This window comes from Halosimplex yunnanense, assembly GCF_054504345.1.
The window spans coordinates 77723-92514 of sequence record NZ_JBTJEL010000027.1; the positions used below are offsets into that span (position 1 = coordinate 77723).

Annotated in this window: 12 protein-coding genes; 10 read left to right on the forward strand and 2 right to left on the reverse strand. The window is 67.0% G+C overall.

Annotated features, from left to right (window positions below; genetic code table 11):
- Positions 1-30 precede the first annotated feature (30 nt).
- Positions 31-1380: an adenosylhomocysteinase gene (locus tag AB2U09_RS02365; protein ID WP_459191143.1), complete on the forward strand. Its 1350-nt coding sequence runs from the start codon at positions 31-33 to the stop codon at positions 1378-1380.
- A 75-nt stretch (positions 1381-1455) separates the two neighbouring features.
- On the opposite strand, the gene AB2U09_RS02370 is transcribed toward AB2U09_RS02365, so the two are convergent.
- Positions 1456-1959 carry a cupin domain-containing protein gene (locus tag AB2U09_RS02370; RefSeq protein ID WP_459191080.1) on the reverse strand — a complete coding sequence of 168 codons (504 nt, stop codon included), beginning with the start codon at positions 1957-1959 and terminating at the stop codon, positions 1456-1458.
- Between the two features lie 152 nt (positions 1960-2111).
- Here AB2U09_RS02370 and AB2U09_RS02375 point away from each other — a divergent pair, with 152 nt between their 5' ends.
- From AB2U09_RS02375 to AB2U09_RS02405, 7 genes are all read left to right on the forward strand, one after another.
- Positions 2112-2960, forward strand: a complete 849-nt coding sequence (locus AB2U09_RS02375; RefSeq protein ID WP_459191081.1) for a phosphorylase family protein — start codon at positions 2112-2114, stop codon at positions 2958-2960.
- Between the two features lie 256 nt (positions 2961-3216).
- Positions 3217-5070 carry an ABC transporter substrate-binding protein gene (locus tag AB2U09_RS02380; RefSeq protein ID WP_459191082.1) on the forward strand — a complete coding sequence of 618 codons (1854 nt, stop codon included), beginning with the start codon at positions 3217-3219 and terminating at the stop codon, positions 5068-5070.
- 136 nt (positions 5071-5206) lie between these two features.
- Positions 5207-5674, forward strand: coding sequence for a DUF7529 family protein (locus AB2U09_RS02385; protein ID WP_459191083.1), 468 nt, complete (start codon positions 5207-5209; stop codon positions 5672-5674).
- 175 nt (positions 5675-5849) lie between these two features.
- Positions 5850-6869 (forward strand): ABC transporter permease, encoded by a 1020-nt coding sequence (locus AB2U09_RS02390; protein ID WP_459191084.1) that lies wholly within the window; start codon positions 5850-5852, stop codon positions 6867-6869.
- Entirely contained in the window at positions 6859-8598 is a 1740-nt protein-coding gene (locus AB2U09_RS02395; protein WP_459191085.1) for an ABC transporter permease, read from the forward strand. Before AB2U09_RS02390 ends, AB2U09_RS02395 begins: the two co-directional genes overlap by 11 nt.
- Positions 8595-9845 (forward strand): ABC transporter ATP-binding protein, encoded by a 1251-nt coding sequence (locus tag AB2U09_RS02400; protein WP_459191086.1) that lies wholly within the window; start codon positions 8595-8597, stop codon positions 9843-9845. The genes AB2U09_RS02395 and AB2U09_RS02400 overlap by 4 nt, the downstream gene beginning before the upstream one ends.
- A complete protein-coding gene (locus tag AB2U09_RS02405; protein WP_459191087.1) occupies positions 9842-11197 on the forward strand; it encodes an ABC transporter ATP-binding protein in 1356 nt (451 codons plus the stop codon). Before AB2U09_RS02400 ends, AB2U09_RS02405 begins: the two co-directional genes overlap by 4 nt.
- A gap of 36 nt (positions 11198-11233) precedes the next feature.
- Here the strand turns inward: AB2U09_RS02405 and AB2U09_RS02410 are convergent, their stop codons facing one another.
- On the reverse strand, positions 11234-12169 hold the full coding sequence (locus tag AB2U09_RS02410; protein ID WP_459191088.1) for a nucleoside hydrolase: 936 nt from the start codon (positions 12167-12169) through the stop codon (positions 11234-11236).
- Between the two features lie 196 nt (positions 12170-12365).
- Between AB2U09_RS02410 and AB2U09_RS02415 the strand changes: the two genes are divergently transcribed.
- On the forward strand, positions 12366-13313 hold the full coding sequence (locus AB2U09_RS02415) for a nucleoside hydrolase (RefSeq protein ID WP_459191089.1): 948 nt from the start codon (positions 12366-12368) through the stop codon (positions 13311-13313).
- A gap of 89 nt (positions 13314-13402) precedes the next feature.
- Complete coding sequence (locus AB2U09_RS02420) at positions 13403-14686, forward strand: amidohydrolase (RefSeq protein ID WP_459191090.1); 1284 nt, start codon at positions 13403-13405, stop codon at positions 14684-14686.
- Positions 14687-14792 lie beyond the last annotated feature (106 nt).

The window sequence follows — 14792 nt, forward strand, 5'->3', positions numbered from 1 at the left end:
TTGGGAAGAGGCACCTTCAGCCGCTGCCGGTTGCCGCCCGCGATCAGCGGTGCCAGCCCGGCGGTACCTCATTCCGCTACGAGTACCGAACTCCAAAACGAACACTCCACGATACAGATTCACATGACCGAGACGCACGACGCAGACCCGATTGAACAGGTTCGTGAACGCTCGCCGTTGCTTCGGGCCTACGACCAGCGGTTTCAGAACGAGACTCCCTTCGACTGCTTGCAGATCGGGGTCTCCGCCCCCTTGACTCCACACACTGGGTTGTTCGTCGACGTACTCGCGTCGGGCGGTGCCGACGTTCTGGTGACCGGTGAACCCGGGAGCACCCACGGAGACGTCGTCGATTCGCTAGATGGCCGGTCTGGCGTAACGCCGCTGGCCGAGCCTGGACTGACCGATGCTGAACTCGCAGACACGCGCCGTGTCCTCCTCGACCAGGAACCGGACCTACTGGCCGACGACGGCGCACAGCTCCTGGGAATGGTCCACGAGGAACGACCGGATGTCGCGGCCGGCATCCGCGGTGCCTGTGAGCAAACGACCGGCGGCATCACGCGACTCAGCGTGATGGACGAGTCGGGCGCGCTCGCGTTCCCCGTGTACGACGTCAACAGCACGCCAATGAAACACCACTTCGACAACGTCCACGGCACCGCGGAGAGTTCGTTGACGGCGCTCACCTCACTGACGAACGCCATGATCGCGGGCTCGGTCGCCGTCGTCGTCGGCTACGGGCACTGCGGTCGCGGACTCGCCCGGAAACTCAGGTCGCTCGGTGCGCGGACGCTCGTCACCGAAGTCGATCCGCGGAAAGCGCTCGAGGCGCTGGCGGACGGACACGACGTGCGACCACTCGTCGAGGCGGCGCCGGAGGCCGACTTCCTTCTCACCGCGACCGGTCGGTATCAGGTATTCAATCGCGAGCACGTCGACGTACTGTCCGACGGCACGGTCCTCGCGAGCATTGGCAGTCAGATCGAAATCGATACCGAGGCACTCTCGGCGCTGGCCGAGTCGGTCACCAGCCCGAAGCCAGGCGTCGAGCGCTACACGTTCCCTGACGGTCGACAGATCACGCTTCTCACCGGTGGCCGCGTTGTGAATCTCGCCGCCCCCGAGGGCGCTGGGAACCCGATCGAGATTATGGACACGACGTTCGCGATGATGGCTCGTGGATTGGCCGAGCTAGCCGGCGACATCGACCTCCCGCCGGGACTCCATCCAGTCCCCGCGGCGATCGACAGGGAAGTCGCTCGCGAGAAACTCACGGTCGAAGACGTCTCGATAGACGAACCATCCGAGGCACAGCGCGCGTACCATGAACAGTGGGAGCGTGACACGACGGACGCTGACCACGACCTGACGTCCTGACTTCCCCTGCGAACGGGTGCTGGTACTGTACTCGACCGGTCGGGTCGGTCCATCGCCTCGATATCGCTGTCCCCGTCAAGTCAGCCGCTCGATTAGATCGCGGTGGGATTCGTACTCCTCGGCCAGTCCCTCGTCTGCGAGTTCGTAGTTCACTTCGTCGAAGGCGGGCGTCACGTCGCAACCCACGAGCGCATGGCCGTAGTCGCGTTCGCCCGCTCCATCAGAAACAATCTCCGCGGCGAACCAGGTATCGTGTGGGATCGCTACCTGGAATCGGTCACGCCCGAGTAGAATGCTCTCCACGCCGTCTTCGTCAAGCACGTACAGCCGTAGCGGGTCACCGTGGTAGAAATGCCAGAGCTCGTCGGAGTCGATCCGGTGAAACGTCGAGAACTCGTCGGCCTTGAGGAGATAGTATATCGAAGAGGCGGTGGCCCTGTCGGTGTCGTACCGCTCCGGGAGGCCGTCGCCGTCGATGACGACATCAGACTCGTATGTCTCCGTGTAGTGGCCGCCCTCGCGGTGGTCGACGAGTCCAAGTCGGTCGATCCAGTAGTCGGCGTCACGGGTCCGTGTCATTGACGGCACAGGATTTCGAGCGAGGGGGCTTCAACGTCCCGGGGACACACACCCGGGCAGCTCAGAAATACGCCTGTACTCGGCCCCACACACGTGGCACGATCCGCCACACACGCCGAAGCTATTTCTGAGAGAACGGGATGGCTGGCGGTATGACAGTCGACCTCGACGTGCTCGTCCTGCCGGCGTTCGACGACAGCGACAGACCTCACGGCGAAGTCGCGCCGTGGGAGGACGCGTACGACATCACCCACGAAGTTGCAATCGACGGCACGCCGGCACCGCTGTGGTATACCGACAGCGGCATCGGCGTCATCACGACGGGGATCGGAAAAGCCCCCGCCGCAGCGACGACGACGGCCCTGCTGACCTCCAACAGGGTCGACCTTACCGACGCGCTCGTCCTCTCGGTCGCCTGTGCCGGCGCGCCGCCCCAAATCCCGATCGGGTCGGTAGTTATCACCGAGAGCGTCGTCGACTGGGACAGCAAGTACCGCTTTGATTCTGACGCTGAGGACAGGCCGATCGCCATCAATCCGTACACCAGCGACCACAGCGTGTACGAACTCGACGACGGTTTGATCGAGGAGATCCGGGCTCTTGCGGAGTCGGTCGATCTCGCGACCGGTTCGGACTGTGTGCTGGGCGACGGCGGCCAGGCGGTCAGCTCTGAGCCCGAAGTCCTGATGGGTGCGAACCTCTGCGGTGACGAACTGTGGCACGGGCCAGAACTCGCGGGACAGGCCGAATGGCTTGTCGACCAGTACGGTTGTTCCCCGTACCGTGTGACGGCGATGGAGGACGTGGGTACCGCGATGGTGTTAGATCGGTTTGACCGACTCGACCAGTACTGTAGCATCCGTGGTGTCTCGAACCACGACCGGCTGGAATCGGAGACGACGGACGGCGCGACTGGCCTTGTCGCGGACGCCCGGCTCCGTCTCAGCGTGGAAAACGCTGCCGCGGTCGCACGACCAGTTGTCGATGACCGCCTCGCGTGACCAGCCGGTGTCGCCGCTGTAGTCGCCGTCCAGCGCCCGACCCGATCAGATCGATGGCCGGGCGTCTCTGCGGAGCGTCGGCGATATTGTCTCCCTCCTCTTCCTTTCCACAATCGAGCGATTCGATCGCGGAGGATCGGATGGATGTATATATTCATTGGATGTATTTGGTCATATGGGTACTATATCAGGATATATTGTGGGGCATATCATATTATCGGACAGATATAAGTGCCCCCTCTCGATGGTAGGTGGTATGCCCAGAGAGCTGGAGAGGCGGACGTTCCTGACGAGCGTCGGAGCAGTCGCGACGTCCGCGGTCGCAGGTTGTTCGGGTGGCCCGGCGGACGGCCCGACCGACACCGAATCGACCGGCGACGGCGACGCCGACACCGACCCCACCGGGGACGGCGGAACAGAAGAGTCGAGCCCCGGTAGTGGGACGGACGGCCCCGGTGGTGACGAGCTTCAGATGCTGACGAACCCGATCGGAACCCTCGACCCTATCGGTGCGACGGGATCGAGGGATAACTGGGTTATCTGGCAGACGCACGAATCGCTGTTCACCTACGAGGGAGGGACGACGCCCGCTGTCGGGGACCTGGCGACGGACTACACCGTCTCCGGTGACTACCTGACCTACGAGTTCACGCTGAAAGAGGGCGTCACGTTCCACGACGGAAGCGAGCTCACAGCAGCGGACGTAGTCTACTCGTGGCGGCGCCTCGCCGAGTCCGACAACAACCGTGGCAACACCGACCACATCGTCAACGGCGTCATGAACGTCGCGCACGAGGAGACCGAGGACGGTGAGATCGTTCCGGACTCGTTGGCGATCGAAGCGACGGGCGACCACACTGTCGAGATGACCCTCGAGACGCCCTTCCACGGGACACTCGGACAGATCGCCGACCCGAACTTCGCGCCGATCCCGGAGGGGATCGTCGGGGATATCGAGGGGTACGAGGGCGAGTACGAGTACGACGAGTGGGCGTCGAACCACGCGACCGGCACCGGGCCGTTCCAGCTCGAATCGTGGAGCAGCGGGAACGAGGTCACCGTCTCGCAGTTCGAGGAGTACCACGGCTCGGTCGCGAACGTCGACGGCATTCGCTGGCAAATCGTTGAGGATCCCAACGCTCGCTATACTCGTGCCGTGAACGAACAGAACGCCGATATCTTCGACATCCCCCGTTCGCAGTTCGACCCGAGCCTGCTGGAGCAGACCGAGGAAGGCGAGAACCGGACGCTGGGGACCTACGGGCCGGTCAACGGGACGACGTTGAATTACGGGCAGGCCCCACTTCCGCAGACCCAGTTCCTGCAGTGTAACACGCTAAACGTCGAAAAACCAGCGAGACAGGCGCTGGCGTACGCGATCGACCAGAACGCGATCGTGGAGGAAGCGACCAAGGGACTGGGCGAACCAGCGTATTTCATCACGCCGCCGGTTGCGTTCCCCGACGGGTCAGGGGAGTACGACCGGATCGCCGAAGAGTATCCGTACGGCTACGGCGAGTCCGACATCGCCACTGCCCGGCAGGTCATGGAGGACGCCGGCTACAGTCAGGACAACATGTACGAAACCACGTTCCAGATCAAATCGGACACGCGGGCGTCCGTGTGGGAGTCGGTCGCGAGTTACGTCCGCGACCTGGCCCAGACCGTTCACATCGATCTGACGATCGAGCCCGCCCCGTCGTCGACACTCGTGAACCGGGCGATCGAGGGCAACATCGACATCTTCGGGAACTACATGGACCTCTCGTGGATCGAGGCCGACGCCGGCCTGCAGTACTCTCGGCCGACCCCGTCGGCATGGACACGGTGGGGTCAGGGCGAGGACGGTATGACCGAGGCCGCTCAGCGCGCCGCCGACGCCTGGAACGAGCAGTACCTGGAGAACCGGGTCCCGACCGACGAGGCTCAGGCGGCCCGCAACGAGGCGTATCTCACCATGGAACGCGCCAACTGGGAAGATGCGGCCCAGATCCCGCTGTGGCACCCCACGACCCAGCTGTACTGGTACGACTGGGTCGAGGACTACGAGTTCACCGGCCCGCTCCGGCGGACCAAGTTCAACCACGTCTCGATCGGTGATCGCTCGTGACCGCTCCGCTACGCCGAACCATGATTCGACCGCTATCCACGATTCACGACTGGGGGGCCCGCGACAGTCCCGTTCTGGGGACTGAGAGTTCTGTTCTCGCCACGGGGGGTCGCGTACAGATGACGGAGGGACAACCGTGAGCGAGGCGGGGACCGGCGGCTGGGCGCAGGTACTCGAAGAGCTGGACGCGATGGCCGCGGATCTCGAGCAGAGCGGCTGGAGGACGATCAGCGTCGCGGCGGGCGACTCCGCAGCCGTCACTGCCGAGACGGGCCGCACTGACCGGCACGGATACGCGTACGTGATCCCGGGCGACGAGGCCGACGCATTTGCTGACGCGTTCGTCACCGATGGGTTCCCGCGGACCGACGTGTACCGGGCGGGTTCGAGCACGCACCTCTACCTCCTGACGGTGCTCAGGGACCCACCGACGGAGGCGGCGATTCTCCTCGCCGGCGCGCTCGAACGACAGCGGCTGGGCCCGTGTCGTCGCGCCGCGATGGACGCCGGGAGGATGTACACGCACGTCTTCAGGGTCGACGGAACGCGCGTCGGGACCTTCGAGCACGGCGACCCGACGCCGTTCTTTCCGGACGACCGCTGACGCCGACGCGGGCGCACGCGGTTCGACCGGGGAATCCGAGATAATACCACGAAGCAAGCGACCACGATTCGATGTGCCAACGATAAACGATATATATGGTTGTTTCGGACATGGGACGTAGATTGACTGGACAAATGGGAATAGAAGACCGCCCGCCCGCAGGGGGCCGGTAGGAATGAGCCGCTGGCGGTACTTTCTCCGGCGGGTCGCGCTGTCGGTACCGGTGTTGCTGCTCGGGGGGACGTTCACGTTCCTCGTCTTCCGGTTCAGCCCGATCGATCCGGCCGCGTCGATCGTCGGCACGGCGTCCACCGAGGAGGGGCTCGCGGAGTACTACCGCATTCGCGAGCAGCTGGGGCTCTCTCAGCCGGTTCTGGTCCACTACCGGAAGTACATGGTGGATCTTTTCACCCTCGACCTCGGGCAGTCCTGGGTCGTCTCGCAGGGGACGCCGACGATCGAACTCCTGCGAACCTACGGCGCGCGGACGCTCTGGCTGGGCCTGTGGTCCGTGCTGATTCCGATCCTGATTGGCATCCCGCTCGGGGTGTACGCAGGGCTGCACTCGAACACGAAAGGCGACTATCTGGTCTCGAGTTTCGGGATCGTCTGGCGGGCGATGCCGAACTTCTGGCTGGCGATCATTCTGTTGGCCGTGCTGTCCCAGTCTCAATCGATGCTTGGATTCGACTGGACTAGTCTGGGTCCAGACATCTCGCTCATCGGTACGCCGGATCTTACGAACCTCACCACCGTCGAGGGATTTCTGGCCGCGACGAAACAGATCCTGCCGCCCGCGGTCGTTCTCGGGTCTGCGTCGATGGGTAGCGAACTCCGGATCGCCCGGACGTCCGTCCTCGAGACGATCAACTCGGGCTACGTCGAGACGGCGCGGGCGAACGGCGTTCCGCGGCGACTCGTCGTCTGGAAACACGTCCTGCGGAATTCGCTGGTCCCCCTCGTGCCGACGGTCACCAACGAGGCGTTCCTGCTCATCGGCGGGTCGGTCATCGTCGAGGTAGTGTTCGGGATCCACGGCATCGGCTGGCTGTTCTTCCAGGCGGCGCTGAACGCAGACATGTCGCTGGTGACGGCGCTCGTGTTCGTCTTCATCGTCGTCGTCGTCGCGATCAACATCCTGCAGGACTTCCTGTACGCGCTCATCGACCCGCGGGTGGGATACGATGCCCGGTGAGGAGACTGACGGGCCGGCGCACGAGGACCTGTCGTACGCGATCGACGATCGGCCGCTGACGGCCCGCCTCCGCGAGGCCCCCGGTCCCGCACTGCTGTGGGCGCTCGGAGCGACCGTGCTGGTCGCGCTCGAAGCCAGCCACGTCGCCAGCGGCGCGCTGCAGCTGGGCGGCCTCTCGGCCGACGCAGCGGGGGGCGCCGCGAACGTGACGTCGACCGCGGTGGCCGGCGGCGGAGCGGGCGCGGCCGTCACCGTCGGCCTGCTCGGATTCGGCCTCTTCGCGGTCGGCCTCGCCGTCGCGACGTGGACCGGGATGACCGCGGTCGGCCGCCTGACCGACCGGTTCGCGGTCCGCGGTCGGCGGCTCCTCGACGGCGCGGCGTTCGGCGCGGCGCTCGGTGTGACTGGAGGAATCGCCCTGTTTGTCGGCATCGGCGACGTACTGCTGGTCCTCGGAGAGTGGGTCGGGCGCGGCCTCCGGGCCGTCGAGTCCCTGCCGGCGCTCACCTCGCGCGAGACGATTCCCAACCGCGGGTACCGGGCGGCCGACGGCACGTGGCAGGGAACCTTCATGGGGCTCTCGCCCGCCTACGCGTGGGCGCTGCGCGTGCTCGTCGTCTACGGGTACGCCGCGGCCTGCCTGGGCTGGGTCTGGCTCGGTTACCGCTGGTTTCGCGAGCACTACCGGCGCGTCGACTGGACGCCCCGTGACGACGTCGTCCGGCGGTTACGTTCGCACCGCTGGGGACAGTTCGGCATGGTGATCACGTTCCTGTTCCTGACGATGGCGCTGTTCGCGCCGTCGCTAGCGACGACGACCGCAGAACAGAACCTCTACGCGCCCTTTTCGCACTCGATCGAGTACTACGACTCGGCCTCGGGGTCGGTCCAGTCGATCCTCGTGGGTGAGGCAAACCTCCAGACCCAGTCGGAGGGGTACGCCGACTCGAACGTCGGGCCGATGAGCTACGACCGGTTCGACCGGTTCCACCCCGCCGGCACGCTGACCAACGGGAAGGACCTGTGGACGTTCCTCACCTACGGCGCTCGCGTCTCGCTCGTGATCGGTCTGCTGAGCGTCGGCGCGAGCACCGTGTTCGCGACCGCTTTCTCGCTGCTGTCGGCGTACTACCGCGGCGTCGTCGACCTCGTGCTGGTCGTCACCGGCGACACGATCATGGGCGTCCCCCGGTTGCTGATGTTGATCCTGCTGATCGTGATCCTCTCGGACACCTGGCTATCCGGACTCTACAACGGCGGCATCCTGCTGGGGCTGGCGCTCGCCGCCACGGGGTGGCCGTTCCTGTGGCGGTCGTTCCGCGGGCCGACGCTCCAGGTCGCCGAGGAGGAGTGGGTCGACGCCGCGCGCAGCTACGGGCAGTCCCCGACGGGGATCATGCGACTGCACATGCTCCCGTACCTCGTCGGCTACGTCCTGATCTACAGCTCGATGGTGCTGGGCGGGGTCATCCTCGCCGTCGCCGGCCTCTCGTTCCTCGGGTTCGGAATCACCGAGCCAACGCCGGAGTGGGGCCGCGCCGTCAGCCTCGGCCGCGAGTACGTCGCCTCCCACTCCTGGCACATCTCCCTGCTCCCGGGCGTCATGATAACGCTCGTCGTCATGGGGTTCAACGCGCTGGGCGACGCGCTCCGCGACGCGGTCGACCCCAAGGCTGACCAGGGAACCGGGTCCACCGGCGAGACCGAGGCCCGAGGGGGTGGCGTGTGAGCGACCCCATTCTCTCCGTCCACGACCTCCGGACGACGTTCCGGACCGACCGGGAACTCGTCAGGGCCGTCGACGGCGTCTCCGTCTCGATGGAACCCCGTGAGACGCTGGGAATTGTCGGCGAGAGCGGCTCGGGCAAGAGCGTCACGGCGCGGTCGATCTTGGGACTCGTCGACGACCCGGGGCGGATCCACACGGACAGCCGGATCCGCTATCACGACCCGGCGTTCGTCCAGCGGATGGCGCGCAAGCACCGGGACCGCACCTTCTGGGCTGACGACGCCGAGGACGCCGAAGACCCGCCAGACGGGACGTTCGTGGCGGTCACGGAGGGAAAGCGACTGGGGGACGACGCCGTCGTCGAGGAGGGGGCGGTCGACTTGGTGGCCGCACCCGAATCGGTCGTCCGCCAGGTTCGGGGCAGCGAAATCGCGATGGTCTCGCAGAACGCCCTCTCTAGCCTCGACCCGGTCTACACCATCGGGAACCAGATCGAGGAACTGCTGAAGATCCACCGGGGTCTCTCCGGTAGGGAGGCGACCGAGACGGCCGAGGAACTGCTCCGGAACGTCGGCATTCCCGACCCGGAACGACGCCTCGACGAGTACCCCCACGAGTTCTCCGGCGGGATGCAACAGCGGGCCGTCATCGCGCTCGCGCTGGCCTGTGATCCGTCGGTACTCATCTGCGACGAGCCGACGACGGCGCTGGACGTGACCATCCAGGCGCAGGTCCTCGAGCTGCTGGCGCGCCTCCAGCGCGAGCGTGACCTGTCGATCGCCTTCATCACGCACGACATCGGGGTCATCGCCCAGATAGCGGACTCGGTCGCCGTGATGTACGCCGGCGAGGTGGTCGAACGCGCCCCGGCCGGTCGGATCTTCGACGACCCGAAACACCCCTACACGCAGGGCCTCCTGCGGAGCGTCCCCGGGCTGGCCGACGACCTGTCGCGGCTCCCGACGATGGAGGGGAGCGTCCCCACGCCGAACGAACGGGCGTCGTCCTGTCGGTTCGCGCCCCGGTGCCCCGAAGCCACCGCGGAGTGCGGGGCGGTCCATCCCGAGCACGTGCCGGTGGGGGACGACCAGGACCGGCCGGCGACCGAGGCCGATCACACGGCCGCGTGCTTGCTGTATCCCGACTCCCTGCCAGCCGACGAGCGGATCCGGCGACACGACGGGACGGACCGGCCGCAGTCGTCCGACGACGGGGCCGCTCCCGGCGGTCCGGGGGTGAACGAATGAGCGACTCACGCGCGGATGTCCGAACCGATACCGAGCCCGCCGAGGCCGCGGGGACGGCGAGCGACCCGCTTGTCTCCGTCGAGGGACTGCGAATCTACTACGAGAGCGACCGGCTATTCGGCGGGAGGCCCGTCAAGGCCGTCGACGGCGTCTCATTCGAGATCCAGCGCGGTGAGACGTTCGGACTGGTGGGCGAGAGCGGCTGTGGGAAGACCACGCTCGGTCGGAGCATCCTCCAGCTCGAGGACGTGACCGCCGGGAACGTGACCGTCGACGGGACGGACGTCACGTCCCTCGACGGGCGTGAGCTCAAGCAGTGGCGTCGGAACGCCCAGATCGTCTACCAGAACCCGACGTCGAGCATCAACGAGCGGATGACGGTCGGCGAGATCGTGCGGGAACCGCTGGACATCTACGACCAGGGGACGGAGGCCGAGCGCCGCGAGCGCGTGACCGCGCTCCTCGACCGCGTCGGCCTCCAGCCGGAGCACTATTACCGCTACCCCCACCAGTTCTCCGGCGGCCAGCGCCAGCGCATCGGTATCGCCCGTGCGCTCGCGCTCGAACCCGAGTTCGTCGTCCTCGACGAGCCTGTGTCGGCGCTCGACGTGAGCGTGCAAGCGAAGATCCTCAACCTCCTGATGGATCTTCAGGAGGAGTTCGACCTGACGTACCTGCTGATCGCCCACGACCTGAGCGTCGTCCGGCACGTCTGCGACCGGGTCGGCGTCATGTACCTCGGGAAGCTGATGGAGGTCAGCCCCACCGATCAGCTGTTCGACTCGCCCGCGAACCCGTACACCCGGTCGCTCCTGTCGGCGATCCCCCGGCCCGACCCCGACGAGGACCTCGACAGGATCACACTCCGGGGGACGCCGCCGAACCCCCGGGATCCGCCCAGCGGTTGCGTCTTCTCGACGCGGTGCCCGTTCGCGATCCGACCCGAGGAGTTCGAGGATGTCGATCCCGAACTGCTCGACCGCGTCGAGGAGTTCCGGGAGGTCGTCCGCGAGCGCGACCGTGCCGGTCCATCACTCGTCGAGCGACTCGCTGACGCTATCGGCCTTGGCGAGGAGTCGACGGCGTTGCGGGACGTCAGGAACGAACTATTCGACGCCGATCTGCCGCCTGCGGTCGCGGATCCCGTCGATCGCGCGGTCGATCTCGCGGCGGACGGCGAGACCGGTGCCGCCCGCGAGGTGCTGGACGAGGCCTTCGGCGGCGTCTGCGAGTCCGAGGCGCCGGCGCAACACGCGGTCGGCGAGGGTCGCACGAGCCGCTGCTACCGCCATCGCGAGGAATACACCGAACCCGAAGCCATCGATCGCCACGGCGATCCGCTCGGCGGGTGAAACCGGGTAGAACGTCCGCTAGCGGGCGGTTCGACGCTACGGGAGCACCCGATCGAGGGTCGCTGTGACGATGTCGCGGTACAGATCGCCGTCGGCGTCGAGCGCGACGGACGCGTTGGGGTCGTTACCCGTCGTTTCCTGGATATCACAGGCCAGCGCGCCCTGGGCCAGCCCGTCGTCGGCGCCGACCTCGACGTAGTGCGGATCGAAGTCGAGGACGTCCTCGTCGACCAGCCCGGCGATCGCAAGCGCGTCGTGGATGGCGGCGGTCTCGATGCCGTAGCGGTCGAGGTCGTCCTCGGAGTAGTAGGTCGTCCACTCGTAGACGGCGTCGCTCCTCGGGTCTCCCCGCGAGAGCGATTCGATCCAGTCGGCCGGCAGCGTGGAATACCGGGTCGCGTCCAGCGGGACGATTGCGGGTTCGGTGTCCCGGACGACGCGGCGGGCCGCGTGGGGGTCGCCGTAGAAGTTCGCCGACGCCAGCGGCGTGACGTTGCCTCCGACGAAGGCGGATCCGCCCATGATAACCATCTCGTCGAGGAGGTCGGGCAGATCGGGTTCGAGCGCCAGCGCCAGCGCGACGTTGGTGAGGCGGCCGACGGCGGCGAGGGTGAGTTCCCCCTCGTGGTGTCGGGCCTGGTCGACGATGAACTGCGCGGCGTGGGCGTCGACGGGCGCCGTCGCCTCCGTCGGTTCCGGCACGTCCCCCCTGATCCCGCCCGGACCGTGGATGTGTTCTGCGGTGTCGAGCGGAACCAGGAGCGGCTCGTCCGCCCCAGCCGCGACGGGGACCTCGGTCCGGTCGAACAGTTCGAGCACGGACCGGGCGTTCCGCGTCGTCGCGTCGGTCGGCGCGTTCCCGAAGACGGTACTCAGCCCGACGACCTCCAGTTCGGAGTGTTCGAGCGCGAGCAAGATTGCGATCGCGTCGTCACAGCCCGGGTCCGTATCGATGAGGAGCGGCGTCGTCATCGCCGATGCTACCGGGGTCTCTCACAAAACTGTGGGGGCGGCCGGGCGTCCGCACATCGACCTGTGGATGCGGAGCAACACCGGCCACAGCGCTGTGGGCGGTGTGCGGCCGTCGAACTGGCGGCGCTCGGTGTGGACCGTCCTCGGACAGTCGATCGCCGGTACATTCAACACCGTCGGCGCGGCCGATACACCAATGGTCTACACGGCACCGACTGAGACGGACACACGGCTATCGGAGGCCGAACGGGTCGCTCGACTCGAACCGCCGGACGGCCCGGTCGACGTCGTGCTCGACACGGACGCGTACAACGAGATCGACGACCAGTTCGCCCTCGTCTACGCGCTCCTGTCGGACCGGATCGACGTCGAGAAGGTGTACGCCGCGCCCTTCCATAACGACAACTCGACCGGTCCGGGCGACGGGATGGAAAAGAGCTACGAGGAGATACGGCGGCTCCTCGAACTTCTCGACCGGCCCGACGCGGACGAACTCCCACTCCGGGGCGGGGCGGAGTACATGGCGGACGCCGACGGTCCGGTCGAAACCGAGGCGTCGGCCGACCTCGTCGAGCGGGCGCGGGACCGCGGCGGTGACGACCCGCTCTACGTGATCTCCATCGGCGCACCGACGAACGTCGCCTCGGCCATCGAGCGGGCGCCGGAGATCGCCGACGGCGTCGTCGTCGTGTGGCTCGGCGGCCACCCCCTGTCGTGGCACACCGCACGCGAGTTCAACCTCCTGCAGGACCTCCGCGCCTCGCGGGTCCTCTTCGACAGCGGCGTCCCGCTCGTCCTGATCCCGTGCAAGAACGTCGCCGAGCACGTCCGGACGACGATCCCCGAACTGGAGGCGCACCTCGGGGACGGCGGGCCGGTGAGCCAGTTCCTGCTGGAGCGAGTCGCCGAGTGTCGAAGCCGCCGCGACGCGTCGGGGGCGTGGTCGAAACCGATCTGGGATATGGCGCCGGTGGCGTACCTCCTTGAACACGAGTGGGTGCCGACCGATCTGGTCCACAGCCCGTGGCTCTCCGCGGACCTGCGGTACGGGCGCGACTCCAGTCGACACCTGATACGCGTCGGGCGAGACGCCCGTCGCGACCTGATCTTCGACGACTTCTTCGACAAACTCGGGTCCCTGTAGCCGTCGGAGAGCCGACGCATACGGGGGACTGCGATTCGGCCGTGGCACCCGTAGGCTTACAAGACGCGTGGTTCCAGAGGCACCAACTCATGGATCTCGCTGTGCGGAACGGACGAATCTATCGCGACGGCGCCGTCGAAGCCGGAACACTCGGCGTCCGCGACGGGCGGATCGAGACGATCACCGACGAGAACGACTCGCTCTCGGCGGACCGGACGATCGACGCCGACGGCGGACTCGTCCTCCCGGGACTGGTGAACGCGCACACTCACTCACCGATGACGCTCTTGCGCGGGTACGCCGACGACTTGCCGTTCGAGACGTGGCTCAACGACCGCATTCAGCCCGCCGAGGACGATCTCACTCGCGAAGACGTCCGCGCGGGGGCGCGACTCGCGGCGCTCGAGATGATCCGCTCCGGGACGACGGCGTTCGCGGACATGTACTTCGGCATGGACGCCGTCGCCGAGGTGGTCGAGGAGGTCGGCCTCCGGGCGACGCTCGGCGCGGGCGTCATCCTCGACGACCCGGAACCAGATGTCGACGGGGACGAGCGCCTCGCGGACGTCGCCGCGTTCACCGAGGCGTACGACGGCGCCGCCGACGGCCGGATCCGGACGATGGTCGCACCGCACGCACCCTACACGTGCTCTGACGCCGTGCTCGAAGCGCTCTCCGACCGGGCCGCCGACGCCGGACGGCCGTATCACCTCCACGTCAACGAGACGGTCGGCGAGGTCGAGCGGCTCCGCGAGGCGTACGGGACCGATCCGGTCGTCCACCTCGACGAACTGGGCGTCCTCGACGGACGGACCTTCGCCGCTCACTGCGTCCACCTCACAGACGACGAGATCGGGACCCTCGGGGACCGCGGGGTGAGCGTCGCTCACTGCCCCGCGGCGAACGCGAAACTCGGTGCGGGCATGGCGCCCGTGGACGCGCTCGTCGATGCTGGCGTGAACGTCTGTCTCGGGACCGACGGGGTCGCGTCCAACAACTCGCTGGACATGCTGGAGGAGATGAAACTGGCGGCGCTCGTGGCGAAAGCCCGTGACCGCGACGCGACGGCGCTCGACGCCGAAACCGTCGTCGACATGGCGACGGTCAACGGCGCGGCGGCGATCGGCCACGGGAGCGGCCGGCTCGCTCCCGGCGAACCGGCGGACTTCATCGTCCTGGACGCCGGGTCGCCACAGCTTACGCCGGGACGCGACCTGCTCTCCCACGCGGTGTACGCCGCTACCGGCGGCGACGTGGTCACGACGGTCGTTGACGGCCGCGTCCTGATGCACGAGCGCGAGGTCGAGACGCTCGATGCCGCGCAGGTCCGTGCCGATGCCGAGCGAGCGGTCGCGACTGTGGACTGGAGCTGACCCACTTCGTCGAGACCACGGGTCGCTCGTCGCCGCCACGGCATGCCCGAACGGCACCACATCTGCGTGTGGCACACGCTATGGCGCCTCTCGCGGCCGACAATAT

What these genes read in the sequence shown, in the direction of transcription:
- AB2U09_RS02420 (WP_459191090.1), top strand. Translation starts at nt 13,403, where the DNA reads ATGGATCTCGCTGTGCGGAACGGACGAATCTATCGCGACGGCGCCGTC.
- AB2U09_RS02370 (WP_459191080.1), bottom strand. Translation starts at nt 1,959, where the DNA reads ATGACACGGACCCGTGACGCCGACTACTGGATCGACCGACTTGGACTC.
- AB2U09_RS02410 (WP_459191088.1), bottom strand. Translation starts at nt 12,169, where the DNA reads ATGACGACGCCGCTCCTCATCGATACGGACCCGGGCTGTGACGACGCG.
- AB2U09_RS02415 (WP_459191089.1), top strand. Translation starts at nt 12,366, where the DNA reads ATGGTCTACACGGCACCGACTGAGACGGACACACGGCTATCGGAGGCC.
- AB2U09_RS02405 (WP_459191087.1), top strand. Translation starts at nt 9,842, where the DNA reads ATGAGCGACTCACGCGCGGATGTCCGAACCGATACCGAGCCCGCCGAG.
- AB2U09_RS02390 (WP_459191084.1), top strand. Translation starts at nt 5,850, where the DNA reads ATGAGCCGCTGGCGGTACTTTCTCCGGCGGGTCGCGCTGTCGGTACCG.
- AB2U09_RS02395 (WP_459191085.1), top strand. Translation starts at nt 6,859, where the DNA reads ATGCCCGGTGAGGAGACTGACGGGCCGGCGCACGAGGACCTGTCGTAC.
- AB2U09_RS02380 (WP_459191082.1), top strand. Translation starts at nt 3,217, where the DNA reads ATGCCCAGAGAGCTGGAGAGGCGGACGTTCCTGACGAGCGTCGGAGCA.
- AB2U09_RS02375 (WP_459191081.1), top strand. Translation starts at nt 2,112, where the DNA reads ATGACAGTCGACCTCGACGTGCTCGTCCTGCCGGCGTTCGACGACAGC.